This is a genomic window from Peribacillus butanolivorans, assembly GCF_001273755.1.
Lineage (GTDB): Bacteria > Bacillota > Bacilli > Bacillales > DSM-1321 > Peribacillus > Peribacillus butanolivorans.
This window is the reverse complement of sequence record NZ_LGYA01000001.1, coordinates 672,238-697,064: the sequence shown is the minus strand read 5'-3', so window position 1 is coordinate 697,064 and position 24,827 is coordinate 672,238. Positions and strand designations below refer to the sequence as shown.

Genomic DNA, 24,827 nt, shown 5'->3' with positions numbered 1-24,827 from the left:
GACAGATTATTCAGCCAGCTTCCTATTCAATGTTTTTATTTAATACCAAAAGGATTTAATGGACGGCTTCCATGATAGGAAATGATACTTTTTGTTTCTGTATAAAGATCCAATGTTTCAATGCAAAGTTCCCGGCCAAATCCTGATTGTTTATAGCCGCCGAAAGGTGTTCCTGGAAAAGCTGAGAATGGACAGTTGACCATGACAATCCCTGCTTCGATTTGATTTGCCACACGAGTTGCGCGGCCGCCATCCTTTGTCCAAAGGGCAGAACCCAAACCAAATTCCGTATCATTAGCTAGTCTAATGGCCTCTTTTTCATCTTTGAACTTCATGATAACGACAACTGGGCCAAATATTTCTTCTTTAACGACATCCATGTCATGATTAACATTCGCAATGACTGTCGGCTCATACCAATAACCACTTTCAAAGCCTTCAATGACAGCTTGTTTTCCACCCACTAGGATTTTTGCTCCATCAGCAATAGCAGATTGAACATATTTTTCGATAACATCCAATTGTCCCTGATCAATGACTGCACCTACATGCGTTTCTTTATCTAATGGATTGCCTAATTTCAGTTTTTTCGTTTTTTCTACGAATCTAGTGACAAACTCATCGTAAATATCTTCATGTACGTATAAACGTGATCTCGCCTCACAAGATTGACCTGTATTGTAGAAAATACCATATAGGGATCCATCAATAGCTGCTTCAATGTCAGCGTCTTCAAAGACAATATTAGGAGATTTTCCGCCAAGCTCCAATGTTACCCTTTTTAATGTCTGCGAGGCTTTGCCCATAAGGTCTCTTCCGATTGGCGTAGATCCTGTGAAAGCTACTTTATTCACTTTCGGATGTTCAACAAGATAATTCCCTACATCAGATCCAGGACCAGGAATGATATTGACTACCCCAGAAGGAACGCCTGCTTCCATACAAATTTCACCTAATACAATGGCAGTAAGTGGAGTTAAAGATGCTGGCTTAACAATGACAGAACAGCCCACTGCAATAGCTGGTGCAATTTTCCAAGCTGCCATCATCATTGGATAGTTCCAAGGAATGATTTGCGCACATACTCCCACAGGTTCTTTTTCCGTATAGTTATGGAATTGACCTGGAACATTATTGACTGATCCACGATGTCCAACTAAAGCTCCCGCATAAAACTCGAAGTCTTCTATCGCCTGCATAACTTGACCTTGTGCTGCAGAAATGGATTTTCCACTGTTCAAAACCTCTAATTCTACTAATTCATTGAAGCGTGAACGCATAATAGCCGCAATTTTGTTTAATACACGAGACCGCTTATTGATCGGTGTTTTTTTCCATTTGCCATTATCAAATGCTTCACGTGCAGCTTGCACTGCTTTTTCTGCATCTTCCTTAGTAGCCTTCGCAACCTTGGCAATGATTTCCCCAGTCGCAGGATTAATGGCATCAATGGTAGCTCCGTTAGAACTTTCCACTCTTTCGCCGTTAATAATTAGGTGGTAATAATCACGCTTCGTTTCTGCTTTTTCAAATACTGTTTCTTGAACTTTAACCATGTAATCCCACTCCCTTTTTTATATTATTTCCCAATAAATTGAGCTTTTCTTTTCTCTGCAAAGGCTGTTACACCTTCAGAATAATCTATCGTTAAGCCAGCAATTCGCTGACCTTCTGCTTCTTCTTTTAAATATTCTTCTAATGAAAGGTGATAAGATGCCTCTAAGTATCTTTTGATTAACCCAATTGCTTTCGTAGGTTTGCTTGCGATGTTTTCTGCAAAGGCTTTCACTTGCTCGTTCCATTCTTCCACACTGATTACTTTTGTAGCTAGACCCATGTTTTTCGCCTCAGCTGCAGGTACCTTTTCTCCAAATACGGATAATTCCAATGCTTTTGCATGACCAACAATTCGCGAAAGGTAATATAGATTTCCTGAATCAGGAATCAAACCAATGTTGACAAAAGCATTTAAAAAACTGGCTTTCTCGGAAACAAGACGGAAATCACATGCCAGTGCCAGACTGAAGCCAGCCCCTGCAGCCACTCCATTTACGGCTGCAATAATTGGTTTTTCACAGCTTGCTATTTGCTGCATCATCGGGCTGTAATCTTCCCGGAGCATTTGCCCTAAATTTACATCTTCATCCACTTCAGATAAATCTTGTCCTGAACAAAAGGCCCTGCCTTCCCCAGTAATGATAATGGCACGTACTTCATCAGAGCTTGCCGATGTTTTGATCGCTTTTTGTATCTCCCTATTCATTTGGGACGTAAAGGCATTTAGTTTATCAGGACGGTTTAAAGTAAGCCATGCCACTCCGTTTTCAACCCTATATGTGATTGTTTCGTACATAGAGCACTCCTTATTCGCCTGTAAAATTAGGCTTTCTTTTTTCAACAAATGCTTTCATTCCTTCTTTTTGGTCCTCTGATGCAAAAAGAATATAGAAGTTCTTCCGTTCATATTGCATTCCCTCATATAAGGAATAATCAACGGCTTTATTTACGGATTCTTTAATCATCCTAACTGCTAGCGGGGGTTGTTTGGCTATCTTTCTTGCAAAATCAACCGTTTCCTCCATTAACAATTCTGGTGCAACAATTTTATTAATAAAGCCGTATTGTAATGCTGTTTTTGCATTGATCCTTTCGGCAGTCAATATCCATTCAAGTGCCTTCGTTTTGCCTACCAATTTCGTTAGTCTTTGTGTTCCGCCTGCACCAGGCATGACTCCCAGAGTAACTTCAGGAAAGGAAAACTGTGTGTCACTAGCGGCGATCAAAAAGTCACAGGATAAAGCAAGTTCAAAACCGCCACCGAATACAAAACTTTTTACCGCACCAATCACGGGCTTTTTAACTAGACCCATTCGGTCCCAATCAGCAAACTGGTTAGTTAACTCCATACTGATTGGATTGTCATTCACCATCTCATCAATGTCAGCTCCAGCAGAGAATGCTTTTCCATTGCCCGTCAGCAAAATCACCTTCACTTCGGAATCGCGGTCAAATGCTTCCATAGAAGAAACAATTTCGCTGACCATTTGTCGATTCAATGCATTCAATTGCTTTGGGCGATTTAAAAAGATATAGCCAATTCCGTCCTCAATTGACGTTTCAGTAAATTGAAGCGCATTCATTTTACTTCTTCACCAATCATCATCGTTACAAGTTTCCCTGCAAAGCCCATTAAATCTTTTCCTGATGCTTTTCCTTCAGGAGAACGCATGCCTTGTTGAAGTGCTTCATGGTCTTCATAATACATTTCACATAGAATGTGATATTCAGAGTCTTTGCCCATTGGGGTTCCGACTATTTTAGTGACTTCCATTTTTTGAAGACCAGGGATTTTTTCCGTGATTGGACCGTGTACATTGAAATAGTGCTCATCAAACGCTTCCTTATTTTCAGGCTGCTTGTATAGGGCTATTAACTTTACCATTTGAATACCTCCATATTTAGATAGTTTTTATCATAGGTTTCATCGCTTCGAACGGATTTTTACATGCTTTGCAATATAAGATACTACGGCAAGCTGTTGGGCCGAATATGTTTTCCATCGTGACATAGGTAGATTCACAATACGGGCAATCTATATGCCATGATCCATCTTTTTTCATTTGTCGAGGAGGAGGGGAGATCCCAAAAACCTTTAATCCCGCTTTCCCCTTTTCCGTAATCCGGTCAGATGTCCAGGAAGGGGAACGTAGAAATTCCACACTTACATTTCTAACGGCAGTCAGCTGTTTAATGGCTGTCTCCACATTTTTCTGAATGATGGACAGTGCGGGACATCCTAGAAAAGTTGGAAGCATTTTCACTGAAACGTCCGGCCCCGAAACCGTCACATTCTCAACCATCCCTAAATCCAGAATACTGACTGTATCGATTTCGGGATCTTTAACGTCTTCCAGGAGTTTATATATTTCTTCTGTGTTTAACATTACGGTCGACATAGTACCCCTCCCCTTTTTCTAATATTTCACCAAGTTGCTGTTTTATCGCTTGCGTATACTTCGCTTAACGTTTCTAGCGCTTTTTCTAAATCTTCTGTATGCTGACCAGTGCGTCCATCGCCTTTGACCATTCCGACTTTAATAGAGCACGCCACCCCTACACTTTCAAAAACAGGTGTGACTTCCTGAATCCACTTATTCAATAAAACCGCTTCATCTTCTATCAAACCCTGCTTCACCATTTCAACTCGATAATGACCAAGTGAAAATACTCCTTGAAAATCCTGTAACGTTTTCTCAATAGCTGCTTTCATTCGTGAAACTGCTTCTTCGTGACCTGAACCCAGCAATTGGATGAACCATGTTTTCCAGTGCATCAAATGATAGTAAAGTTCCATCTGTACCTTTTGGGCTACTTCAGCCAGCGGCTCATATGAACTTGAATGAAGGGATTGAATCTTAATCGCTTTAGCTTGGGTATATAAATAATTTCGTACTACCGCAAAAGCCCAATCATAATCCGGGTCTTCCATATAGTTTCCAGGACCATTGACCACTTCCAAAATTATCGCATTACGACGTTCTTTCGCGGGACGATCGTGGGCTAGCTGATCTGCATCCCCTTCACCAAGTTCTTCCAATAATTTAAAGAATATGGCTGCATGCCCCATCGTATCTTGGGCTATCGAGGAAGATGCTACATCTTCCTCGATATGTGGAGCGAGTCCTAGCCACTCTGATCCACGATATGAATGGATAAAGTCATCGTCCGCCAATTGAAGCAACAATTCCTTAATTGCGGTGTTTTCCAATGATGAATTATTCTCCATTTTTCACGCCTCCTGCCCAAGACATTATCTCTTTTTCATCGAGCATTTCCTGCTCGTACTTCCGCCATTTTTTCTTTAGATACCCATAACCTTTTGTTGTCCTGTAATCTTTATTATCTATACGTTGAAGTGTTTTCTTTTCTTCAACCGTCATTTTCCGTATATTCTGTCTTTTCACAACCCAGATATCATCAACCGCTTCACGTCTCATGAAATTTTCTTGTGCCATCATGATCGCGATATCCTCATTAGGGGCCAGCAGGCTAAAATGATATTGGACTGGTGAAGTCTGAGTTTTACGGCTAAATACTTCAAATTCTTCAAAGTACGTTTCTTGTCTAGTTTCCATATCGTTCTTCCCCCTCCCTTAGATGACCTTTGGGGCTAACGCTTCGCGCACCCATTTATTATTTTCATAAGAAATCCTTCTAAGATTTAAGCGCTGCTGTGAACGGGGACCTTCATTCCTTGCTATTATCTTCAATTTCCCCCAATCGGGTTGTTGATAAATCCACGTTTCAGTATCTTTATCAAATCGAAGTGTTTCATCAGGAATGGTATAGCCAAGTGAAAGGATCCGCTTCACATATTTAGAAAAAAAGGCTTGGCGAAGTTCTTCATTCGTGCTTGTTCTGATTCTGTATTTAATCGTTACATCTTGTTTGGAAGAGCCAACTTCATTCTTACTAGGAGGTCCAAAGAAGAGTAACAGTGATTCCCACCAATAATCTATGGAGTCTTGAACCATTTTTCTTTGTTCTTCCGTTCCTTCTGCCAAAGCCATGATTATCGCTTCACCATGCTGGGCATGAAAAACTTCTTCCGCACAAATCCTGTGTAAAGCACGAGCATAAGGACCGTATGAAGCACCAAGCATGTTCGTTTGGGAAATAATAGCTGCTCCATCCACCAACCAGCCGATCAACCCTGCATCTCCCCAAGATTTAGATTCCATATGGAAGACATTATGAAACTTTAAATCTCCTGTAAACAAATCTTGCATCAAGTCATCCCTTTTTTTGTTGTACGGCTTTAACAAATCCTCGGCGACGCGAAGCAATAATTGTCCATGTCCCATTTCATCCTGCACTTTTGCCATGATTCCAAGTTTTCTATTCAAGGTAGGGGCTTTAGGTACCCATTCTTTTTCTGGAAGTGCCCCCATGATTTCACTGATTCCATGCATTGAAATTAATTTAATGAGTGTGCCCCTGTAATCTTCCGGCATCCAATCATCCGCTTCTATCTTTTCTCCTGCTTTGATTCTGGCAATAAATTGATCTAACTTTTCATGTTCTGCCATATCATTTAAAAGAACGTTCATCTAAACACCTCTTATCTAATATATATAACGTTAATATAACGTTATTATATTTTATTGTTATATTAAAAGCAAGACTAATGCGTCATTTTTTCTAAATAATAGGAATTTGGTGGAATTGAACCATTCTTTTATTCAACCAAAACCTTACATGGCGACGACTCCACTTTGATAGAATCTGTTGGGCAGCCTTCCATTGCATCATCCAGATCATCATATAAATCTTCCGCAACTTCTGCAGTTCCTTCATTTTCATCCAGAAGAACAAATGCAATTCCTTCATCATTGTAATCAAAAATTTCTGGTGCTGCTGCACCACATGCACCGCATGCAATGCATGTATCTTGATCCACAATTGTATATTTAGCCATGATGCCTTCCCCCTTATTCTTATTTCGTAATTGGTTCTTTCTTCTCTTCCATTAAACTTGTACTATGAAGTGGCTGAACTTTTGAAGATGGATCAATGTATACTTTCGCATTGCTGATTGCAGTAGGAGCTTCACCAAATCCACTAGCTATTAGCTTTACTTTTCCATCGTATGTACAAATATCACCCGCGGCATAAATGCCCGGGATATTCGTTTCCATTCTTGAATTAACGACAATCGCATTTTTTTCAATTTCAAGCCCCCAGTCTTTAATCGGTCCCAGGGATGAGATAAATCCATAGTTAACCACGACTGCATCTACCTTTTGTATAGATTCTTGACCATTATTCACATTCTCGAGTACCACATATTCAATCTCTTCAGAACCACGCAATTCAACAGGGACATAAGGAGTCATTACATTAACGGTAGAGTTCGTTAAATTTTCAACGCTATGCTCATGTGCACGGAATTTTTCACGTCGGTGCGCAATGGTTACGTTATTAGCGATAGGCTCCAGCATTAAGGCCCAATCAACTGCTGAATCTCCACCACCAAAGACCACAACATCCTTTTCCGTAAACGAATTTAGGTTATCCACAAAATAATGAAGGTTTTTCCCCTCAAATTTTTCTTCCGTACTAATTTTTAGTTTCCTCGGCTGAAATGCACCATTACCCGCTGTAATAATGATTGTTCTTGAAAAATGAACTTCTTTATTTGTTGTTATCTTAAAAATACCATCTTCCTGCTTTTCAATTGTTTCAACCGCCTGCTCTAAGCAGACCTCTTGTTTAAACGCTTTCATTTGTTCTTTTAAATTATTAACTAGTTCCTGTGCCCGCACTTTTGGAAATCCTGCAACATCATAAATATACTTTTCTGGATATAATGCAGATAACTGACCTCCTAGCTGTGGCAAACTTTCTATGATCTTGACAGACATTTGTCTCATGCCACTATAAAATGCTGTAAAAAGCCCAACTGGTCCGCCGCCAATAATCGTGACATCGACTACATTACTTTGCTGGTTCATCTGATTTCTTCCTTTCCATCAAGTTATGCATTAATCACAGCATCTTTCCGCTTGTCAACAACACGAATGGCTTTTCCCTCTGAACGCGGAATGCTTTTTGGGATGTTAACAACAATATCCATTGTTACAAGACATGTGGATTTCATATGGTGCTGAATCGCCTTCTTTAATTTTTGTACATTTTCATGTGTTAAGTCTCCATCTATACCTTTATAGAAACCGCTTTCAATTTCAATATGCAGTTCAACACTATCCATGTTACCTTTCTTAATAAGATGAATCTGATAATGAGGAACAATCCCCTCCATTTGGAACAGCACACGCTCAATTTCAGATGGGAATACATTCACGCCTCTTACTATGATCATATCGTCCGTCCTGCCTTTAACACGGGACATTCTTGTTGTCGTACGTCCGCATCTACACTGCTCATGAGTAATGGAAGCAATATCACCTGTACGATATCGAATAATTGGTAGCGCTTCCTTTGTTAAACTAGTAAAAACAAGTTCTCCATCTTCTCCGTCCTCTACGGGTTCAAGCGTATCTGGGTTGATTACTTCAACAAGAAAATGATCTTCTGCGATATGAAGTCCATCCTGTGCTTCATGACATTCAATAGCAACACCAGGCCCCATGATCTCACTTAGACCGTAAATATCGACCGCTTTCAAGTTCAGTTTCTTTTCAAGAGTAGCTCTCATTTCCTCTGACCATGGCTCAGCTCCGAAAATTCCATACTCAAGCCCATTATCAGCTGGGTCAATCCCCATCTCTTCCATCTTTTCAGCAATATTCAAAATATAAGAGGGAGTACCACAAATGCCTCGCGGTTTAAAATCATTAATAATGGTAATTTGACGATCTGTGTTTCCACCTGAAATAGGAACCGTTGCAACGCCTAACTGCTCTGCACCATAGTGAAGACCCAGTCCGCCTGTAAACAGACCATATCCGTATGCATTATGAAAAATATCCGATTTCCGCCCTCCCGCAGCGACAATTCCTCGCGCGACGATAGTTGCCCAGTTCTCCAAATCATTTTTTGTATATCCGACAATTGTCGGCTTCCCGCTTGTTCCGGATGATCCATGTATACGTGTTACATCTTCCATCGGAACCGCGAATAAACCGAACGGATATTGATCGCGCAGAACCTGTTTTTTTGTAAATGGAAGCTTTGTAATATCGCTTAACTGTTGAATATCTTCTGGATTAAGACCCAGTTCTTCAAATTTCTCTCTGTAATAAGGTACATTCTCATATACATGGCTTACCGTTTTTTTAAGGCGTGTCACTTGTAATCTTTCCATTTCAGTACGCGTAGCTGTTTCAACTTCTGGATTGTACATTGTTTCAGTCCCCCTTATTTGCTCGTTCTTCATCCGACCCCTTTTTCATAACGATATAAAAACGGAATATTAATTATTGTTATGTTTCATTTTTAAGATTAATACGCCATTTATACGTTGTCAATAATGTTTTCTTTGAAATTAACAAAATTAGAAAAATTAACAAAAAATTTAATTTTAAATTTACATAACTTTCTGACTATGATACTTTTACATTGATATATATCACATTTAGATGCACTCGTTTTAAAATCGTATTATAATTTCAAGGGGGTATTATTATGGAATCGCCTGTAAAAACAGATCATTTAATTAATGGCAATGACAGAGAGATTCAGTATCGTAAATTAATTGAAACAGAAGAATTCAAAGATTTACTTCAAAAGAAAAAAGCATTCATTGTACCAGTCACTCTATTCTTTCTTACATTTTATTTTGTCCTGCCTGTTTTAGCTGCCTATACAGTTGTATTAAAGGGCGAAGCTTTTCTCAATATTACATGGGCATGGGTGTACGCACTTCTCCAATTTGCTGTCGTATGGATCGGAGGAATTGTCTATATTAAGAAATCAGCGAAGTACGACAAGATGGCTAAGAATATTTTAACTAAATATCGGGAGGAGCTTGGCGAATGAGCACTTTATCTCTTACGCTTTTTTTAGGCATCATTTTGTTAACGCTTACAATAACATATTATTCTTCTAAAAAGACGAAAAACGCAAGTGATTTTTATACAGCAGGTGGCGGATTGACTGCCTGGCAAAATGGATTAGCCGTGGCCGGTGACTTTATGTCAGCTGCTTCTTTCCTAGGAATTACAGGAGCGATCGCACTAATTGGTTTCGATGGCTTTTATATGAGCATCGGGAACCTTGTTGCATTTCTCGTCTTATTGTATCTTGTTTCAGAACCACTGCGTAACTTGGGAAAATATACGCTGGCAGACATGATTTCAGCGCGTTTCAAATCAAAAAAAGTACGTGGGATAGCTGCCGCGAACACACTTGTCATTTCAATCTTTTACATGATTGCACAACTAGTTGGTGCTGGTGGATTAATTAAACTGTTGCTCGGCATCGATTACGGGCTGTCCGTTCTTCTCGTCGGTGTATTGATGACAATTTACGTAATTTTCGGTGGGATGAGAGCGACAAGCTGGGTGCAAATCACCAAAGCGGTTCTTTTACTGTGCGGTTCCGCTGTGTTGACCTTTATTGTTTTTTCCCGCTTTAATTTTAACATCTCTGAAATGTTCCACCATGTTCAAACAGCAACACCTCTTGGAAATAATTTTTTAAATCCAGGCAATAAATACACTGATGGACTTGACATGATTTCATTTAATATGTCGCTTGTCCTGGGCGCAGCTGGCCTTCCCCATCTGCTCGTCCGCTTCTTTACAGTAAAGGACGCGGCTACTGCAAGAAAATCGGTAGTTTATTCCACATGGTTTATAGGCTTATTTTTTATCATGACTATTTTCCTAGGATTCGGAGCTGCTTCTTTCGTAGGATTTGACCGTATCGTTGAAGCAAACTCTGCTGGAAACATGGCAGCACCACTCCTCGCATTAACCGTGGGCGGTGAATTTTTGTTCGCCTTCGTTTCAGCCGTCGCATTTGCCACTATTTTAGCTGTTGTATCCGGTCTTGTTTTAACGTCTGCGTCCGCTTTCGCACATGACATTTATGGAGAAATTATTAAAGACGGAAAAATAACTGAAAAGCAGCAAATTCTTGTAGCCCGTGTTGCATCAGTTAGTGTAGCTGTTATATCAATTGTACTTGCCTTGTTTGCACAATCGTTGAACGTCGCTTTCCTTTCTGTACTTGCATTAGGTATCGCTGCAAGTGCCAACTTGCCGATTATCCTTTGTACAATTTATTGGAAACGATTTAATGCAACTGGAGCGATCACCGGCATGTTATTCGGGTTACTCAGTTCTCTTATATTAGTTATGCTCAGCCCAAATGTATGGAATCCGGAACCTGGAATGGGTATTTTCACAGGAAATCCTCTCTTCACAATGAGCAACCCGACCATTTTCACCGTGCCACTTGGTTTTATTGGTGCATATTTAGGGACAGTGTTGTCTAAAGCAAAAGAAGAGGAAAATAAATATCCGGAAGTACTTTTCAAATCTAATACCGGATTTGGGATAAGCTCAGCGAAAGACCATTGAAGAAAGGAGGATTTCCATGACCATTCAATTAGATGATCAGGATATTCATAAATTACATTATGATCAAATTAAGCAAGTTCTAAAAGACGAACCATATGCATCTTTTCTCGGTATGAAACTGACAAAACTTGGGCCTGGCACAGCGGAAGCTGAATTAATCCCTGACGACCGCATGCTCAATTCACATGGAACGGTTCACGGGGCAATTATCTTTTCACTTGCGGATTACGTATTCGCAGCTGCGAGCAATTCATACGGCAAAATAGCAGTGGGCGTCACAACCAACGTTAACTTTATATCAGCTGGCAAACGTGGTGAGACTTTAACTGCAACTGCAAAAGAAATAAAGAAAAATCACAAACTCGCATGGTACAAAATCGAAGTCCTAAATGAAAAAGAACTAATCGCAACCATGGAAGCGATGGTATATCGGAAGAATCATTATTTTGTTCAACAAGATGAATAAAGCATTATTAAAACCGGACAAGTCAGTCGACCTGTCCGGTTGGCTTTTTCTCCTTGATAGATAGGCCTTTAACAAGACATATATAGGAGGGTAATAGATAACTGGATTCAAAAAATAATACTTAAAATGACTATCGCTACAGTTGTACGGATTTCAAAAGTTTTCCGACTAGTTATTAACTACAATTCCGGAGTCCATCACTTTTAACCACTTCCCCCGCAGCCATCATTTGCGACCCTGTATCAAACCCTTCCCAATGAGCGCGACCAGGTTCACTAAGATGGACATGCACATCAATCATACCCGGAAAAATGTACTGACCTTTCGCCTCATACTCTTCATTAGCTTTACTATCTAGCTGATTCCCGACCTTAACAATCACTCCATTTTGAACCGCAATATCAGCTTTCTGCACTTCATCAGGTAAAACTACGTAACCATTGCGGATAATAAGGTCGTATGTTGGCATGAACATCACTCCTTCATAATAAAAAAATCAAATAGAACCCCTACCTACACCCACTTTCTCTGTCTTCCCTACATATACATCCAGCGAAGCCTGTAAAGCTTCTCCTCGATTCACTTCGAAACCTTGGCGTAAAAGAACGGCTTCTAAGGAAGCTAGCACAAAGAGAATGTTTTCTTTCCGACAGCTGAATCCCATGGTGCCGATTCTCCAGATCTTTCCGTGAAGCGGACCAAACGAGGAGGCGATCTCGATACTGAATTCATTCAACATCATACCTCGTACCGCTTCCCCGTCGATACCTTCTGGAATTCCGATACAAGTTACACACGGAAGTTTGTTTTCCTGATCCCCAAATAACGTTAATCCCATTGCCTTGACCCCTGCAATGAGGGCAGATTCATGGATTTTATGACGAGCGAAGCGTTTTTCCAAACCTTCTTCAAGTACAAGGCGCAGCCCTTCACGTAACGCATAAATCATTGAAGTTGCCTCTGTATGGTGATTCAAGCGGCGCGGGCCCCAATAATCCTGCAGCATACTTAAATCGAAATAATTGCTGGTGATGGGGCGGTGGCTCAAGACCTTTTGGCGGTCCTCTTCTGTCGCAATCCCACGTTCCACTTTTTTACGAGACTGAATGATTTTTTCAATTCTCTCATTATACGTAATCGGCGCCATCCCTGAAGGAACAGACAAGCATTTTTGCGTCCCGCCTATTAATCCATCAATACACCATTCATCTACCTTTACGTCTGTTCCGCCGATGGAAGCAACCGCATCGACCACAAGCAAGACATCCAATTCACGGCAGGCCACCCCGATTTCCTTCAACGGCTGCATACACCCCGTAGAAGTTTCTCCATGAACAATCGCGGTTATTTTTGGGGACACTTTCTTGATTTCCTTAATGACCACTTGCGGATCAAACACTTCTCCCCATGAACATTCAATCGTATGAACTTCCGCTCCATATCGTTCACAAATTTCAACTAACAAATGACCAAATCTTCCGAAAATAGGAACCAGAACTTTATCTCCCGGTTCAATGATGCTGCAAAGGATGGCTTCATTGCCGGATCTTGATGTACCATCAATTGGAAAAGCCCACTTATTTTTCGTTTGAAAAACCAACCGAAGCATTTCCATCACTTCATTCATGATTGTAGTAAATGCGGGGTCAAATTGCCCTAATATAGGTGTGCTCATCGCTCTTAGCACACGCGGATCCACCTCGACTGGACCTGGAGTCATGATTGTCCTCATTGGTGTATGTAATTCTGAAAATGCCATTTTCCTCAGCTCCCTTTAATAGGCTAATCTATATAGTATTTCGCTTACAACATCGATTCCCCTTTCCAAATCTGGGCTTTTTTCTTATAGAGCTAAAGGGACAGCTTAGCGAAAAAGAGGATATCCACTTTGTTTTGAAGAAAAAGACAGGGAAAAGCTTTATTAAAATCTATAGACTTTTTATTTGTGATAGATATTTAAATTTTGGGGGAATTCACTTGAAAATCATAGATACCATACCGTTTTTTGTAAATAACTATCTACCTTCTTTAAGATTTTTAAGGCACTATTACAATGAATATCCCGATGTATTTAAAGAATACTTTTTATATCATTGCAAAGACAATGAAGAAAGGCATAAACAATCAATATCAATATATCCTCAAATTTTTTCAACCATAAAGCAAACTCACGAGAACATTGTACCTATCATCAAAGAAATAGAGGAAGAATATTTTAGTATATATCAAGTATCCTTTCAAATTGAAGTAAATTTAATAGTTGGAGGCTTCGGTTCTAATGCCTATACATATCGTCAAATCATACCTAATATAACTTTTGCTTTAGAAAAATTATCACCAGAATCTAATCATTTAAAAACCATTGTTGCACACGAGTTTGGTCACGCTACACATAACATTATTTCAAATAACGCAGGAATTGACTGGACAAAAATTCAGTGGAACAGCCCTCTTACTTGGCTTTATCAGGAAGGAGCAGCTACACATTTTTCTAGGAGAACAGTACCTGATTTGCACCCTTCTATTTATTTTTCTTTTAACGATGGGGGTTATGAGTGGTTGTCATTTGCAGAAGCGAATAAACAAGATGTTAAACTGGGGTTTGCAAAAGATCTTGCTACTTGTACTCCCCAAGAAATTTATCGTGAGTGGTTTTCTATAAATGGAGGGGGGAAATTTGGACATAGTCGACTGGGATACTTTTTAGGAGATATGTTATTCCAACATCAAATATCACAGTTAGGAGAAATGAGCGCAATTGTTGCTTGGAAGGATCAACATTTTGAAGAGAAAGTTAATAGCTGGTTATGTTATTAAAACGATTTATGAGGAATCATTCAATTGAATATATTAAGAGCATGTTTTGATCAAACCTTTTCAAAACATGCTCTTTCAATTTGTTCATTTATCAAGGTAATGCACGAATTTCCCCGTCCTTCTTATCATATGTCAGCCAGGAGGCATCTCCACCAAGTCTGGCCATATGTGGATAAACAACACCCCAGCAAGCACTGACTGCCACTGCCGCATCAAAAGCACTCCCTCCTTTTTCGAGAAATTTATCACTTCCCGCCAGAAGACTCCCTCTTCAAGTGTGTGAAGGGCGAGAGCCCAACGGTAAGGGCGAGAGCCCAACGGTAAGGGGGAGATGAATGGCGGTTGGCATAAGCCAAAGTAATCTTTTGACAAACATACGTTCGATGGTTAATAATAACTATAAGGGGGTGAAACCAATGGTCGTAAACAAAGCTTATAAATTTCGAATCTATCCAACTAAAGAACAACTAGTTCTAATCAATAAAACGATCGGCTGCTCCCGTTTTGTCTATAACTTCTTTTTAGGCAAACAAAAGGAGAAAGATGCCTACTGGTATATCTGTGAAGAAATGAAGCAGAACGGCCAATTACCCTCTAATGAATGGAAAGGTTCTTTTCTGAATAAATACGCAACAATCAAAGAACTTCCAGCTTTAAAGAAAGAGTATTCTTTCCTGAAAGAAGTAGACAGTATTGCCTTACAGAAATCGGTGGAAAATTTAGCAGATTCCTATAGTCGATATTATAAAAAGCAAAACAAGTCACCACGCTTCAAATCGAAAAAGAATCATATCCAGTCCTATACGACTAAACATACGAATGGAAATATTGGAATTGTTGGAAGCAAAATCAAATTGCCAAAACTCGGTCTAGTTCGTTTTGCTAAAAGCCGCGAAGTCGAAGGGCGAATCATCAATGCCACAATCAGGCGGAACCCTTCGGGTAAATATTTCATTTCCGTTTTAGCGGAAACCAATGTACAAGTACTTCCTAAAACGAATCGTTCGTGCGGTGTAGATGTTGGTTTGAAGAACTTTGCTATTCTTTCAGATGGTACGGTCTATCAAAACCCAAAATTCTTCCGGACGGTCGAAAAGAAATTGGCCAAAGCACAACGGATTCTTTCAAGGCGACAAGAAATAGCCTTGAATCAAAATAAACCATTGGCTGAAGCCAAAAACTATCAAAAACAAAAACGAAAAGTGGCTATCCTACACGAAAAAATTTCAAATGCCCGAATGGATTACTTACATAAAGTCTCTACCGAAATCATCAAAAACCACGATGTTATTGGAATGGAAGACTTGCAAGTGTCGAATATGATGAAAAATCACAAACTAGCTAAAGCTATTAGTGAAGTATCTTGGTACCAATTCAAAAGAATGTTGGAATACAAAGCAAAATGGTATGGTAAACAAATCGTGACCGTATCTAAAACGTTTGCTTCTAGCCAATTGTGTTCTAGCTGCGGTTACCAAAATAAAGACGTTAAACATCTGAATCTTCGTGAATGGGATTGTCCTTTTTGTTCTACTCACCACGATCGAGATATTAACGCAGGACTCAATCTAATGAATGAAGCCATAAGGCTTCTAACCGTAGGAACTACGGGAGTAGCCTAATTAAAAATTGGCCGATAGGCTAATGTTCTTAGGAATCCCCCACTTCAATCAGACCGTAAGGTCGATAAGTGGTGGGTAGTTCAATTCCTGCCATCGATGCTAGATAATGAGGGCTTACCACCATACTTTTCGTCCAATTATGGATTTAGTCATATAAGTTCTCCCTTTTTATTTATTTGAATTCTCAAAAAATAAACCATAATTGTATTATAACTTGTTTCTTCTTCATACGTAATTTAAATTCGCCTTTCCCAGACAAAAAGATAATATTTTTTCATTTATATCTTCTATTATCTTATTAAATACAAAAAAATCATTCATTTCGTAATTATTATTAAAATTATATGTACATTTCGAAACTAGTTTTGTTATTATAAATACATAATCATGGAAATGAATTCTAAATTTTAAAACAAAGGAGGAATCTTTGTGAAAAATCCATATAGGGAATTAACGGTTGGGATGATGCGAACGGGGATTTTAGGATTCGGCGGGGGACCCTCTGTAATTCCTCTCATCCGTCACGAAGCTGTTTCCCGTTATCAATGGCTTGACGATGATGAATTTGGGGAAACATTGGCAATAGCCAATACACTCCCAGGACCGATTGCCACAAAGATGGCAGCGTATCTTGGCTATAAAATAAAAGGATGGCCGGGTGCCTTTGTAAGTGTTGCAGCACATATTTTACCTTCAGGCTTGGCAATGGTATTCTTGATTGCCTTCATTAATGTTCTAAGTAATTCAGCAATAATTAGTAATATGATTGCTGCCGTTATGCCAGTTGTAGCCGTCATGCTCGGTCAAATGGCTTATGAGTTTGGCGAAAAGGCAGTAAAAGGTTTAGGAAAGGTGCTCGGTATCGTCTTTTTTGCTATTTCTTTTTTACTTCTCCAAGTCCTAACCCTGCATCCTGGTATAGTAATTATGATATTCCTTTCATATGGAGCTTTTCATTTTAAATTAAAAAATAGATTGAAAAATAAGAAGATTGATAAGAAGGAGGAATCCGCGTAATGGGTCTTATTATCATCCCTATTGGTGTAGCTGTTTTTCTAGCTTTTTTCATAGCCAATATGCTCGGCTATGGCGGGGGACCAGCTTCGATTCCGCTTATGTACGATCAAATCGTCACCCGTTATGGCTGGCTTAATAATACCGAGTTCTCCCAAATGCTCGCGCTAGGCAATTCCCTTCCAGGACCGATTGCCACCAAAATTGCCGCATATGTCGGATATGATGTGTATGGCTGGCCAGGATTTTTCGCTGCATTAGCTGGTACCATCATCCCTTCCGCAGTAGCCTTAATTTATTTATTGAAAATCCTGCAAAAATACAAGCAATCTCCCATTGTAAAAGGCATGTCCTTACTTGTGCAGCCTGTGATTGCCATCATGATGCTATTGCTTACCTGGAATATGGCCGCTGATGCTGTCGGGTCCATCGGTTACATCCATTCCTTTATCATCGCAGGATTGGCCTTCTTAGCTTTAGGCAAGTTCAAAATTCACCCAGCATTCGTGATCATTCTTGCCTTTGCATACGGCGGTTTTATCATCCCTCTCACATAAATAATAAAATCCACCAAATGGTGGATTTTATTATATTAAAGTTTCATTCCCATCCGGCTCTTATAACGTTTAATGAGAATTTGGCAATCAACGCTCACAACCCCCTTGACCGCATACAACTTTTCATTAAGAAAGCGTTCCATCTCTTGATTATCAGTAAAGATCCCATGCATATGAAGCTTGCTTGGACCAGTCATATGATACAAACTCGTCACTGCTGGTTCATTCTCTAGTTGATTGGCCACCGATTCCAAATATTTAGGCTCGACCTCAACATTAAAAAACGCAGAAACCTGAATACCGACCTTAGCTGGATTAATTACCGCAGTAAACCTTTCAATCACACCGTTTTCAACAAGATGATTAATTCTCATTTGAACCGCTACTCTAGAAAGCTCCACTTTCTTTGCTAAGTCCGTATATGAAATTCGTGCATCTTCATGTAAAATCGAAATGATTTTTTTATCGATCTCATCAACTTTCAAGCTGGGAATCTTAAAGTCCTCTGCCATCCTATGTAACTCCTTTTCGATTTCTTTATTTCATTATCGCAGAGAACACCATAGGATCACAACAAAACTTGCCTTTTCCTCATCAATTTAAAACACCGATTTCCGATTCACAAAAAAACTGCCGATTCCTCGGCAGTTTTCTTAATGAATGATTAATAGCCAAACCATAAGGGTAATAAATAACGTTTGCACGGTTAGAATAATTCCAACTTTAATGATGTCAGCAACACAAGCAACTCCTTCAAACTATTTCTTAAGCAAAATAGTTTTCATACAATCAATATACAGCAAAAATGCTCCCAATTTTGGCAGACCCTTTTCAATAAGTATGTAATTTACATCAATCTAAAAACAAATGTGGATTTTTACAGGCTGTCCCCCGCCTTATTTGAAAATTAAAGGTGGGGGTTTTACAACCTGTTCAACGTGGAATAAAAACTTATGAATACCCAATGCTCAATCCTTTGTTTGAAAAGTTTTCGCGATATTTTTGTATTCCTCTTCATTGAGAATACCCATTTTTTTAAATAAAGCGGAATAAACCATTATTTTTCTTTGCGTACGGTTTGTACAACACATATGAATCAGCTCCTTTTTTACATTCTATTCAATCACAATAAAATGTTTCCTTTACGCAAAACATTTTGTATAGACTAAAATATTATTTCCCGATTTTCTCGCAGTTTTATTTTCCAACCCTATCCTGTATGGAGATCTTATGGTTCCCCTTGCAACTATTTACACTTCAGATTATCGTTATTTAAGTAACTATGTCTCAGCGAATGTTAATTTCTACTTTATTTAACTTTGTAATGGGATAAAGTATATAAAAATCTGCATACTTTCTTCATACTTTTTCGATACACTGTTCTCAATAAATAAGAAGGTGAATCCACGTGAAAATCTCATTTAAATTAGGTTTATGGATGTTTGTATGCATTTTCTTAATTGAAACTGTTTCCATGATTTATTTACACAATAAAGTAGTTCATTCTCGTATCAATCAAGAATTAGAATCACTAAAGTCACGTGGCAATAGTCATCGTGACGTGTTAGAAATCTCTTATGACAATTCAACTCTTCATCACATCGGCCTGATGGAATCACATACCGATACAGATGTTGTGATTACGAATACAAAAGGCGATATCCTATTATCGTCTGAAAAGGTTAATAGCGGAATGAAGAAAATCTTAAAAAAGGACCTCTCCCAAGTACCAAGAAAAGGTCTAATCATCCAATCAAGTTGGAAGGAAGAAAGATATATAGCCACCGTTACACCATTTAACAGCGATAAAGTAAATGAAGGCTATGTCTATATGTTCAAAAATACCGGAGATGTTGAAGATTTAATCTCTCAATTGAACAAACATTTTCTCTTTGCTACTTTATTGCTCCTTTTCTTTATGCTTATAACCATTTATTTTCTATCAAAAGCCTTGACTAGACCTCTTATTACGATGAAAGAAGCAACGACCAAATTAAGCAAAGGGAATTTTTCTGTATCTGTACCTGTACGTTCAAAAGATGAATTAGGGGAACTTGCACAGTCCATTCAAAGCTTGGCTAATGAGTTAAACTATTTAAAAAAGGAACGTAATGAATTTTTGGCAAGTATCTCTCATGAACTCCGCACACCACTAACGTATATTAAGGGCTATGCTGATATTGCACGGCGAAAAGATTTAGATATACTAGAAAGAACACAATACTTAGAGATCATCCATGAAGAATCAAAGCGACTAAACAGTTTATTAGATGAACTATTCAATATTGCAAGAATGGATGTTAATACATTTACGATTTCAAAAGAAACCGTCCCTCTCTCTTCATTCCTGCAATCCGTTTATGAAAAAGTGTTACCTGCTTTTACGAATAAAAATATACAATTAAACCTGGAGTGTAAGGATAATTTATTTATGGATATTGATCCTTCCCGTTTTGAACAAGTTCTTCTTAACCTACTGGACAATGCGCTAAAGTACTCGAATGAATATACGGTCACTACTATCAAAGCCACTGAATCAATTGGAAGTATTTCCATCTCTATAATAGATCAAGGAGTAGGAATTCCGAGAGCAGACATCCCCCATGTTTTTGATCGTTTATACCGTGTTGAGAAATCACGCGCGAGAGCTACTGGCGGATTTGGTTTAGGGCTCTCTATTGTTAAGCAATTAGTGGAAGTTCAAGGAGGAACCATTTCAGTTAAAAGTAGTATAGAGCAAGGTACGTGCTTCACTATCATATTTAAGGAGAAAAAAAATGAAGACAGTAGTTCTAGTTGATGATGAAAAGAGAATGCTTGATCTTATAGAATTATATCTTTCACCTCACGGCTATACATGCATGAAGAAGAACTCTGGACATGAAGCGCTTTTGTTCTTAAGGGACAATCAGGCTGACTTGGTCATTCTAGATGTGATGATGCCTGAAATGGATGGATGGGAAACGTGTGAAAAAATCCGAGCGTTTTCTGATGTTCCCATTATCATGCTCACCGCTCGTGATGCGGCAGAAGAAATGGTAAAAGGATTAAAAAAGGGAGCCGACGATTATGTGACTAAACCTTTTAATGAAGAAGTTTTACTTGCTAGAATCGAAGCTGTGACGCGACGGGTACGCAATCATCCAGCGGGATATGTAAAATTTAACGGAATAACTTTAAATGAATCTGCTTATGAAGCGCATTATCAATTTAAGGCCATCCCGTTAACACCAAAAGAGTTCTCTATGTTAGGGTTACTTCTAAAATACCCTAACAAAGTGTACTCTAGAGATCATCTGCTATCGACCATATGGGGATTCAAAACGGATACAGAAGATCGGACCATCGATTCTCATATCCGAAATATTCGAGAGAAATTGCGCCATGTCGATTTTCCAGTAGACCAACATTTGAAAACAGTTTGGGGTATCGGTTATAAATGGAGTTCTGTTTGATTGATATAGAGATCATTTCTGCAGCATTATTATCAAGTGGCCCATTTTCTATTGCCGTAAGTGTATTATTAAACATTTTAATTAGTGTACTTGGGTTTATTCCAAGTGTGTTTATCACTGCCGCCAATATCACTGTGTTTGGTTTTGAAAAGGGATTAATTCTATCTTACATTGGAGAAATTGCAGGAGCAGTAATTAGCTTTTGGTTATATCGAAAAGGCCTTCAATCTTTCAAACCGAAATTCTTGAAGAACCGATGGTTAAAACAACTACAAAACTCACAAGGATGGCGTGCATTTTGGATGATCCTAATGCTTAGACTCCTTCCTTTTATACCTTCCGGCGTAATTAATCTTACAGCAGCAATAAGTAAGACGAGTGTAATAATCTTCTTCATCGCTACATCTATTGGAAAACTGCCCGCCCTCCTTATCGAGGCCTATTCAGTGACCCAAGTGTTGCAGGCATCGGAGGCTGTAAGGAATATTTTAATATTATTGATTTTGATCATCGTAGTCTTGTCTTACTTTAAAAGAGGTAAGAATAAAGAAATGTAATGAAGGGGACCATGTAAACGGAAAAAACCTGATATTTCCATTAAAAGTCAAGGTTATGATGAAATGTTTTGATAAAAAAGAAGTAATAAATAATGTCACTTTTTAAAAGGTAAAATGAAGGATAGATAAAACAGAACTTAATCAGCTTTATCTATCCTTTTTTGTAGTATTACAAGATTATGATTTGACAAAGATAAATTAATAATTTCGTTATTCTAGATAAGCGCCCGATTGTCTAGTAATTTTCAGCTTGATAAATATAAATTATAGAATTACTCCTTTATTGAACAATCAATTGGAAGAAGTTGTTTAATGGGACAATTCTGTCCAAAATCAAGTAAATGCACTTAACTCTTTAAAACCGCTTTACCCTTTAATTTTCTTGTTGTTTTCTAGAGGCACAGGATCAATACTCTGATCATTAGCTGTCAAGTCAATGCCATAGTCCTTCGCGAATACCATATGCGTTTCTACTAGAACCTCAGCTGTATTTTCATCTAGATTAAATACTCTGGCGCCCCGTAGTCTGTTCCTTTCAGCTCCCGGCAGACCATAAGCACCGAACCCGGTACTGCCCGCATACCCAAGCAGGATTCCGTAATAATTACCTACGTAAGTGTTTATATGATCATGACCGCAAAAAACGCCCTTGACATCGCCTCTCTCCAGCATCGCTGAGAACAGTCCCCCGTTGATTGGCCCCATACACTCTTCTTCATTTCTTTCTCCTACTATATTATGCTTTTTAACGGCAATCTCATGATTAGAGTCTGTTCTTTGGTCTACGCTCGCATACCACATAAACCTGTGTTCCCAAAGAGGAATATGGATGAAAGCGAGTGAAGGAATTTTTTTTCGCCATTTTCTCTCTAACTTCTTAGACGTCTCATAATACCAATTCACTTGATTAAAACGAAGCCAGTCCCACGTAGGATATCCTTGGAAATCTTGACCCGCTATGGTTTTTGGTGCATATCTTCCACTGTCAAGTAGCCAAAGGTTGAAAGCTGCCTTTTTTCCTTTTGAATCCTTTATAAGTAAATTCATATTACCTGTCCCAGTAATACCTTCGACAGTAGGCTTGTTCATATTGTATTTATAAGAAAGATAGATTTTGAGCATGTCTTCCTCATCAAGACCGCCCTTCGGGGTAGAATCTTCATCATGATTTCCAAAGGTAATAGCCCACTTGATTCCTCTTTGTTCCATAGGTTGTGCAACATTGTTAATGGCTTGCTTCATCTCCATAGGTGTATCGCATCCACCCGTAATATTGTCTCCATTAAGCACAACAAAATCAGGTTTTTCTGTATCAAGCACTTTCTCCATAAGCTGTAATGTTCTACGATCAATACGTTCATCATCTTGTGTATCATTAAATTGAACGATTTTTAATTTTCCATTACGATTAAATTGTAGAGAAATGTCATCTTTTTCTTCAGCGAGTGCTGTGGTGCTAAATAAATCACCTGAAAGTCCAGAGAACCCAAGTGTTAAGGCAAGTGTACTCATTCCTCCTACCTTAATAAAATTCCGTCTATCCAACCCTTCATGTGGTTCTTGATTCTTCATAATAAATCTCCCATTCTCTTCTAGTAACTGTTTTATAGGGATAAAGCTATCGACTTCAATGGTGAGCATATAGGGATTACAATAAATACGTGAAGAAAAACTATGTAGTTCCAATTCAAAAAACCATTACTATAAACAAAGTCTCCCTGTTTTTCATCGCAAAAAAACTGGATTGGATATTTATAGTATTACAAGCTTACATTTTATTGAAGATCACCCTATAAAGTTCAGTTCTTACTTCATAATAAGGTGAAACTATTAGTAGAGTATTAACCTTATATAAAAGGTAAGTAAAGAAAACAATAGAAGAAGGAATGTGTGAGATATCAAAAACTCCTTTCTAAATCTCTACTTATTCATCGATGAATACGTTAATAGATGTTGGATTTGAAGTTCATGTTTTCTAACCATTTTCACATTTTTCGTCTATTTTATTAAAGTTTGGACCAACACCAGTGACATATTCCATAATAGATTTCAATTCTTCATCTGAAATAGTTGCTGGATTTTTATAAGAAAGAAGTTGATCGAGAGGTAACTTTGGTATCAAGCATAACTAGTATTTCTATTTCTTAGGTGTAGAATCGCTACTCTTTTATAGAGCCACTACAAAAAAAACAAAAAAACTGCCGATTTCTCAGCAGCCCCCTTCCGATTAATACCTTTTCTGTTACATACAATCCCAGGTATTTCTATATGTATCTTGTTATACAATCAGATCATTGCTCTTAAAATAGTCTAAGAAAGTCTCCGCTATGGATGGATCGAAATGCTTTCCCTTTTGTTCGTGTATGTAAGATAACGCTCGCTCCACTGGCCATGAATCTTTATAAGGTCTTCTGCTGATCAATGCATCGAACACATCCACAATGGCTACGATTCTAGCTTCTAATGGAATATCTTCCCCTTTCAAACGATGTGGATATCCCGTTCCATCCCATTTTTCATGATGGTAGGTGATGATGTTTTCAGCCACTTCCAGACTGCTGATCATCTCATGATTTATTTCCCTTGAAATCTTATTCAAAATATCAGCACCCATTAATGGGTGCATCTCAATGATTTTCCGTTCGTATGGAGATAAGGGACCTGGTTTATATAAAATCCCTTCAGGAATCTCCGCTTTCCCGATGTCATGTAAAATACTTGCATGAGCAATATGGTTAATATAGCTTTTAGATAGTTCTAAATGTTTTCGTCGATTATGTGCCAAAACCAGATTCTCGGTTAAGATTTGTACTCTCAATAAATGCTCTTCGATGCCAGGATCTCGGATTTCGCATGAAATAGCAAGGACCTTTAACAATTCTCTCTGGTTCTCGACTCTTTTGTTTTCCGAAAGATAAATCCCTTCTTTCAATTGCTCCAATTCGCGAAAAACCCCAACAAAATACAGATGATTCTCTATATGAATCGGAGTGATTGTAATCGAAGAATGCCAAATATCTCCTGATTTCTTTCGATTGGTGAAGACTCCTGACCAAGGATTCCCCTTCCTTAATTCTCTTTTAAGGGACTTGTAGGTACACGTAGGTGTTAACCCTGACTTTAAAAATCCAGCCTTGAATCCAATGATGTTGTCTCTTGAATACCCTGTGGTTTGCTCATAATACGCATTAATATCAACGATGCGATGATGGTGATCCGTAATGATGACGGCATCCGCCAGCTTTAAATACCCCACCAATTCAAGTGGCACACTTGATTTAACTTTCAATG

General features: G+C 38.6%; 26 protein-coding genes and 1 pseudogene. 10 read left to right on the top strand and 17 right to left on the bottom strand.

Features of this window, described 5'->3' with window-relative positions; translation table 11 throughout:
- Positions 1 to 35: 35 nt before the first annotated feature.
- From AKG34_RS03350 to paaK, 11 genes are all read right to left on the bottom strand, one after another.
- A complete protein-coding gene (locus AKG34_RS03350; protein WP_053344775.1) occupies positions 36 to 1,556 on the bottom strand; it encodes an aldehyde dehydrogenase family protein in 1,521 nt (506 codons plus the stop codon).
- A 23-nt stretch (positions 1,557 to 1,579) separates the two neighbouring features.
- Entirely contained in the window at positions 1,580 to 2,353 is a 774-nt protein-coding gene (locus AKG34_RS03345) for an enoyl-CoA hydratase-related protein (protein WP_053344774.1), read from the bottom strand.
- 10 nt (positions 2,354 to 2,363) lie between these two features.
- Positions 2,364 to 3,140: an enoyl-CoA hydratase/isomerase family protein gene (locus tag AKG34_RS03340; RefSeq protein WP_053344773.1), complete on the bottom strand. Its 777-nt coding sequence runs from the start codon at positions 3,138 to 3,140 to the stop codon at positions 2,364 to 2,366.
- Positions 3,137 to 3,442, bottom strand: a complete 306-nt coding sequence (locus tag AKG34_RS03335; protein ID WP_053344772.1) for an EthD family reductase — start codon at positions 3,440 to 3,442, stop codon at positions 3,137 to 3,139. The genes AKG34_RS03340 and AKG34_RS03335 overlap by 4 nt, the downstream gene beginning before the upstream one ends.
- 16 nt (positions 3,443 to 3,458) lie before the next feature.
- Entirely contained in the window at positions 3,459 to 3,956 is a 498-nt protein-coding gene (gene paaD / locus AKG34_RS03330) for a 1,2-phenylacetyl-CoA epoxidase subunit PaaD (protein ID WP_053344771.1), read from the bottom strand.
- Between the two features lie 26 nt (positions 3,957 to 3,982).
- Positions 3,983 to 4,786 carry a 1,2-phenylacetyl-CoA epoxidase subunit PaaC gene (paaC, locus tag AKG34_RS03325; RefSeq protein ID WP_053344770.1) on the bottom strand — a complete coding sequence of 268 codons (804 nt, stop codon included), beginning with the start codon at positions 4,784 to 4,786 and terminating at the stop codon, positions 3,983 to 3,985.
- A complete protein-coding gene (gene paaB, locus AKG34_RS03320) occupies positions 4,776 to 5,135 on the bottom strand; it encodes a 1,2-phenylacetyl-CoA epoxidase subunit PaaB (RefSeq protein WP_053344769.1) in 360 nt (119 codons plus the stop codon). The genes paaC and paaB overlap by 11 nt, the downstream gene beginning before the upstream one ends.
- 18 nt (positions 5,136 to 5,153) lie before the next feature.
- Positions 5,154 to 6,110 carry a 1,2-phenylacetyl-CoA epoxidase subunit PaaA gene (gene paaA / locus AKG34_RS03315; protein WP_053344768.1) on the bottom strand — a complete coding sequence of 319 codons (957 nt, stop codon included), beginning with the start codon at positions 6,108 to 6,110 and terminating at the stop codon, positions 5,154 to 5,156.
- A gap of 128 nt (positions 6,111 to 6,238) precedes the next feature.
- Positions 6,239 to 6,478, bottom strand: coding sequence for a ferredoxin (locus AKG34_RS03310; RefSeq protein WP_053344767.1), 240 nt, complete (start codon positions 6,476 to 6,478; stop codon positions 6,239 to 6,241).
- A 19-nt stretch (positions 6,479 to 6,497) separates the two neighbouring features.
- Complete coding sequence (locus AKG34_RS03305) at positions 6,498 to 7,514, bottom strand: NAD(P)/FAD-dependent oxidoreductase (protein WP_053344766.1); 1,017 nt, start codon at positions 7,512 to 7,514, stop codon at positions 6,498 to 6,500.
- Positions 7,515 to 7,537: 23 nt separating this feature from the next.
- Positions 7,538 to 8,866, bottom strand: coding sequence for a phenylacetate--CoA ligase PaaK (gene paaK, locus AKG34_RS03300; RefSeq protein WP_053344765.1), 1,329 nt, complete (start codon positions 8,864 to 8,866; stop codon positions 7,538 to 7,540).
- 281 nt (positions 8,867 to 9,147) lie between these two features.
- Between paaK and AKG34_RS03295 the strand changes: the two genes are divergently transcribed.
- From AKG34_RS03295 to AKG34_RS03285, 3 genes are read left to right on the top strand one after another with little or no spacing between them, the layout of a single operon-like run.
- The gene (locus tag AKG34_RS03295) at positions 9,148 to 9,501 is read left to right on the top strand and encodes a DUF485 domain-containing protein (RefSeq protein ID WP_053344764.1); all 354 of its coding nucleotides are present in this window, start codon (positions 9,148 to 9,150) and stop codon (positions 9,499 to 9,501) included.
- The gene (locus AKG34_RS03290) at positions 9,498 to 11,048 is read left to right on the top strand and encodes a solute symporter family protein (protein ID WP_053344763.1); all 1,551 of its coding nucleotides are present in this window, start codon (positions 9,498 to 9,500) and stop codon (positions 11,046 to 11,048) included. The genes AKG34_RS03295 and AKG34_RS03290 overlap by 4 nt, the downstream gene beginning before the upstream one ends.
- A gap of 16 nt (positions 11,049 to 11,064) precedes the next feature.
- Entirely contained in the window at positions 11,065 to 11,514 is a 450-nt protein-coding gene (locus tag AKG34_RS03285) for a PaaI family thioesterase (protein WP_053344762.1), read from the top strand.
- Between the two features lie 175 nt (positions 11,515 to 11,689).
- On the opposite strand, the gene AKG34_RS03280 is transcribed toward AKG34_RS03285, so the two are convergent.
- Positions 11,690 to 11,983: a hypothetical protein gene (locus AKG34_RS03280; protein ID WP_053344761.1), complete on the bottom strand. Its 294-nt coding sequence runs from the start codon at positions 11,981 to 11,983 to the stop codon at positions 11,690 to 11,692.
- A 27-nt stretch (positions 11,984 to 12,010) separates the two neighbouring features.
- Entirely contained in the window at positions 12,011 to 13,273 is a 1,263-nt protein-coding gene (locus AKG34_RS03275; RefSeq protein ID WP_053344760.1) for a pyridoxal-phosphate-dependent aminotransferase family protein, read from the bottom strand.
- 218 nt (positions 13,274 to 13,491) lie between these two features.
- Here AKG34_RS03275 and AKG34_RS03270 point away from each other — a divergent pair, with 218 nt between their 5' ends.
- Complete coding sequence (locus AKG34_RS03270; protein ID WP_053347969.1) at positions 13,492 to 14,331, top strand: hypothetical protein; 840 nt, start codon at positions 13,492 to 13,494, stop codon at positions 14,329 to 14,331.
- A 100-nt stretch (positions 14,332 to 14,431) separates the two neighbouring features.
- On the opposite strand, the pseudogene AKG34_RS26495 reads toward AKG34_RS03270, so the two are convergent.
- Positions 14,432 to 14,590: pseudogene (locus AKG34_RS26495) on the bottom strand (gamma-glutamyltransferase); the annotation flags it as partial.
- 157 nt (positions 14,591 to 14,747) lie between these two features.
- On the opposite strand from AKG34_RS26495, the gene tnpB reads away from it, so the two are divergent.
- The 3 genes from tnpB (at position 14,748) to AKG34_RS03255 (ending at position 17,524) form a co-directional block, all read left to right on the top strand.
- Positions 14,748 to 15,953, top strand: a complete 1,206-nt coding sequence (gene tnpB / locus AKG34_RS03265) for an IS200/IS605 family element RNA-guided endonuclease TnpB (protein WP_053347968.1) — start codon at positions 14,748 to 14,750, stop codon at positions 15,951 to 15,953.
- 429 nt (positions 15,954 to 16,382) lie between these two features.
- Positions 16,383 to 16,970, top strand: coding sequence for a chromate efflux transporter ChrB (locus tag AKG34_RS03260; protein WP_053344759.1), 588 nt, complete (start codon positions 16,383 to 16,385; stop codon positions 16,968 to 16,970).
- Positions 16,970 to 17,524: a chromate efflux transporter ChrA gene (locus tag AKG34_RS03255; RefSeq protein ID WP_053344758.1), complete on the top strand. Its 555-nt coding sequence runs from the start codon at positions 16,970 to 16,972 to the stop codon at positions 17,522 to 17,524. The genes AKG34_RS03260 and AKG34_RS03255 overlap by 1 nt, the downstream gene beginning before the upstream one ends.
- A 35-nt stretch (positions 17,525 to 17,559) precedes the next feature.
- Here the strand turns inward: AKG34_RS03255 and AKG34_RS03250 are convergent, their stop codons facing one another.
- Positions 17,560 to 18,036: a chromate efflux transcriptional regulator ChrS gene (locus AKG34_RS03250; RefSeq protein ID WP_053344757.1), complete on the bottom strand. Its 477-nt coding sequence runs from the start codon at positions 18,034 to 18,036 to the stop codon at positions 17,560 to 17,562.
- A gap of 896 nt (positions 18,037 to 18,932) precedes the next feature.
- On the opposite strand from AKG34_RS03250, the gene AKG34_RS03245 reads away from it, so the two are divergent.
- From AKG34_RS03245 to AKG34_RS03235, 3 genes are read left to right on the top strand one after another with little or no spacing between them, the layout of a single operon-like run.
- Positions 18,933 to 20,324 (top strand): HAMP domain-containing sensor histidine kinase, encoded by a 1,392-nt coding sequence (locus tag AKG34_RS03245; protein WP_236694868.1) that lies wholly within the window; start codon positions 18,933 to 18,935, stop codon positions 20,322 to 20,324.
- Positions 20,302 to 20,979: a response regulator transcription factor gene (locus AKG34_RS03240; protein ID WP_053344756.1), complete on the top strand. Its 678-nt coding sequence runs from the start codon at positions 20,302 to 20,304 to the stop codon at positions 20,977 to 20,979. The genes AKG34_RS03245 and AKG34_RS03240 overlap by 23 nt, the downstream gene beginning before the upstream one ends.
- Positions 20,976 to 21,536: a TVP38/TMEM64 family protein gene (locus AKG34_RS03235; RefSeq protein ID WP_053344755.1), complete on the top strand. Its 561-nt coding sequence runs from the start codon at positions 20,976 to 20,978 to the stop codon at positions 21,534 to 21,536. Before AKG34_RS03240 ends, AKG34_RS03235 begins: the two co-directional genes overlap by 4 nt.
- 366 nt (positions 21,537 to 21,902) lie before the next feature.
- Here AKG34_RS03235 and AKG34_RS03230 read toward each other — a convergent pair whose 3' ends face one another.
- Both AKG34_RS03230 and AKG34_RS03225 read right to left on the bottom strand, forming a co-directional pair.
- Entirely contained in the window at positions 21,903 to 23,108 is a 1,206-nt protein-coding gene (locus AKG34_RS03230; protein WP_053344754.1) for a metallophosphoesterase family protein, read from the bottom strand.
- A 706-nt stretch (positions 23,109 to 23,814) separates the two neighbouring features.
- Positions 23,815 to 24,825: an HD domain-containing phosphohydrolase gene (locus tag AKG34_RS03225; protein WP_152952236.1), complete on the bottom strand. Its 1,011-nt coding sequence runs from the start codon at positions 24,823 to 24,825 to the stop codon at positions 23,815 to 23,817.
- Positions 24,826 to 24,827 lie beyond the last annotated feature (2 nt).

What these genes read in the sequence shown, in the direction of transcription:
- AKG34_RS03350 (WP_053344775.1), bottom strand. Translation starts at nt 1,556, where the DNA reads ATGGTTAAAGTTCAAGAAACAGTATTTGAAAAAGCAGAAACGAAGCGT.
- AKG34_RS03345 (WP_053344774.1), bottom strand. Translation starts at nt 2,353, where the DNA reads ATGTACGAAACAATCACATATAGGGTTGAAAACGGAGTGGCATGGCTT.
- AKG34_RS03340 (WP_053344773.1), bottom strand. Translation starts at nt 3,140, where the DNA reads ATGAATGCGCTTCAATTTACTGAAACGTCAATTGAGGACGGAATTGGC.
- AKG34_RS03335 (WP_053344772.1), bottom strand. Translation starts at nt 3,442, where the DNA reads ATGGTAAAGTTAATAGCCCTATACAAGCAGCCTGAAAATAAGGAAGCG.
- paaD (WP_053344771.1), bottom strand. Translation starts at nt 3,956, where the DNA reads ATGTCGACCGTAATGTTAAACACAGAAGAAATATATAAACTCCTGGAA.
- paaC (WP_053344770.1), bottom strand. Translation starts at nt 4,786, where the DNA reads ATGGAGAATAATTCATCATTGGAAAACACCGCAATTAAGGAATTGTTG.
- paaB (WP_053344769.1), bottom strand. Translation starts at nt 5,135, where the DNA reads ATGGAAACTAGACAAGAAACGTACTTTGAAGAATTTGAAGTATTTAGC.
- paaA (WP_053344768.1), bottom strand. Translation starts at nt 6,110, where the DNA reads ATGAACGTTCTTTTAAATGATATGGCAGAACATGAAAAGTTAGATCAA.
- AKG34_RS03310 (WP_053344767.1), bottom strand. Translation starts at nt 6,478, where the DNA reads ATGGCTAAATATACAATTGTGGATCAAGATACATGCATTGCATGCGGT.
- AKG34_RS03305 (WP_053344766.1), bottom strand. Translation starts at nt 7,514, where the DNA reads ATGAACCAGCAAAGTAATGTAGTCGATGTCACGATTATTGGCGGCGGA.
- paaK (WP_053344765.1), bottom strand. Translation starts at nt 8,866, where the DNA reads ATGTACAATCCAGAAGTTGAAACAGCTACGCGTACTGAAATGGAAAGA.
- AKG34_RS03295 (WP_053344764.1), top strand. Translation starts at nt 9,148, where the DNA reads ATGGAATCGCCTGTAAAAACAGATCATTTAATTAATGGCAATGACAGA.
- AKG34_RS03290 (WP_053344763.1), top strand. Translation starts at nt 9,498, where the DNA reads ATGAGCACTTTATCTCTTACGCTTTTTTTAGGCATCATTTTGTTAACG.
- AKG34_RS03285 (WP_053344762.1), top strand. Translation starts at nt 11,065, where the DNA reads ATGACCATTCAATTAGATGATCAGGATATTCATAAATTACATTATGAT.
- AKG34_RS03280 (WP_053344761.1), bottom strand. Translation starts at nt 11,983, where the DNA reads ATGCCAACATACGACCTTATTATCCGCAATGGTTACGTAGTTTTACCT.
- AKG34_RS03275 (WP_053344760.1), bottom strand. Translation starts at nt 13,273, where the DNA reads ATGGCATTTTCAGAATTACATACACCAATGAGGACAATCATGACTCCA.
- tnpB (WP_053347968.1), top strand. Translation starts at nt 14,748, where the DNA reads ATGGTCGTAAACAAAGCTTATAAATTTCGAATCTATCCAACTAAAGAA.
- AKG34_RS03255 (WP_053344758.1), top strand. Translation starts at nt 16,970, where the DNA reads ATGGGTCTTATTATCATCCCTATTGGTGTAGCTGTTTTTCTAGCTTTT.
- AKG34_RS03250 (WP_053344757.1), bottom strand. Translation starts at nt 18,036, where the DNA reads ATGGCAGAGGACTTTAAGATTCCCAGCTTGAAAGTTGATGAGATCGAT.
- AKG34_RS03240 (WP_053344756.1), top strand. Translation starts at nt 20,302, where the DNA reads ATGAAGACAGTAGTTCTAGTTGATGATGAAAAGAGAATGCTTGATCTT.
- AKG34_RS03230 (WP_053344754.1), bottom strand. Translation starts at nt 23,108, where the DNA reads ATGAAGAATCAAGAACCACATGAAGGGTTGGATAGACGGAATTTTATT.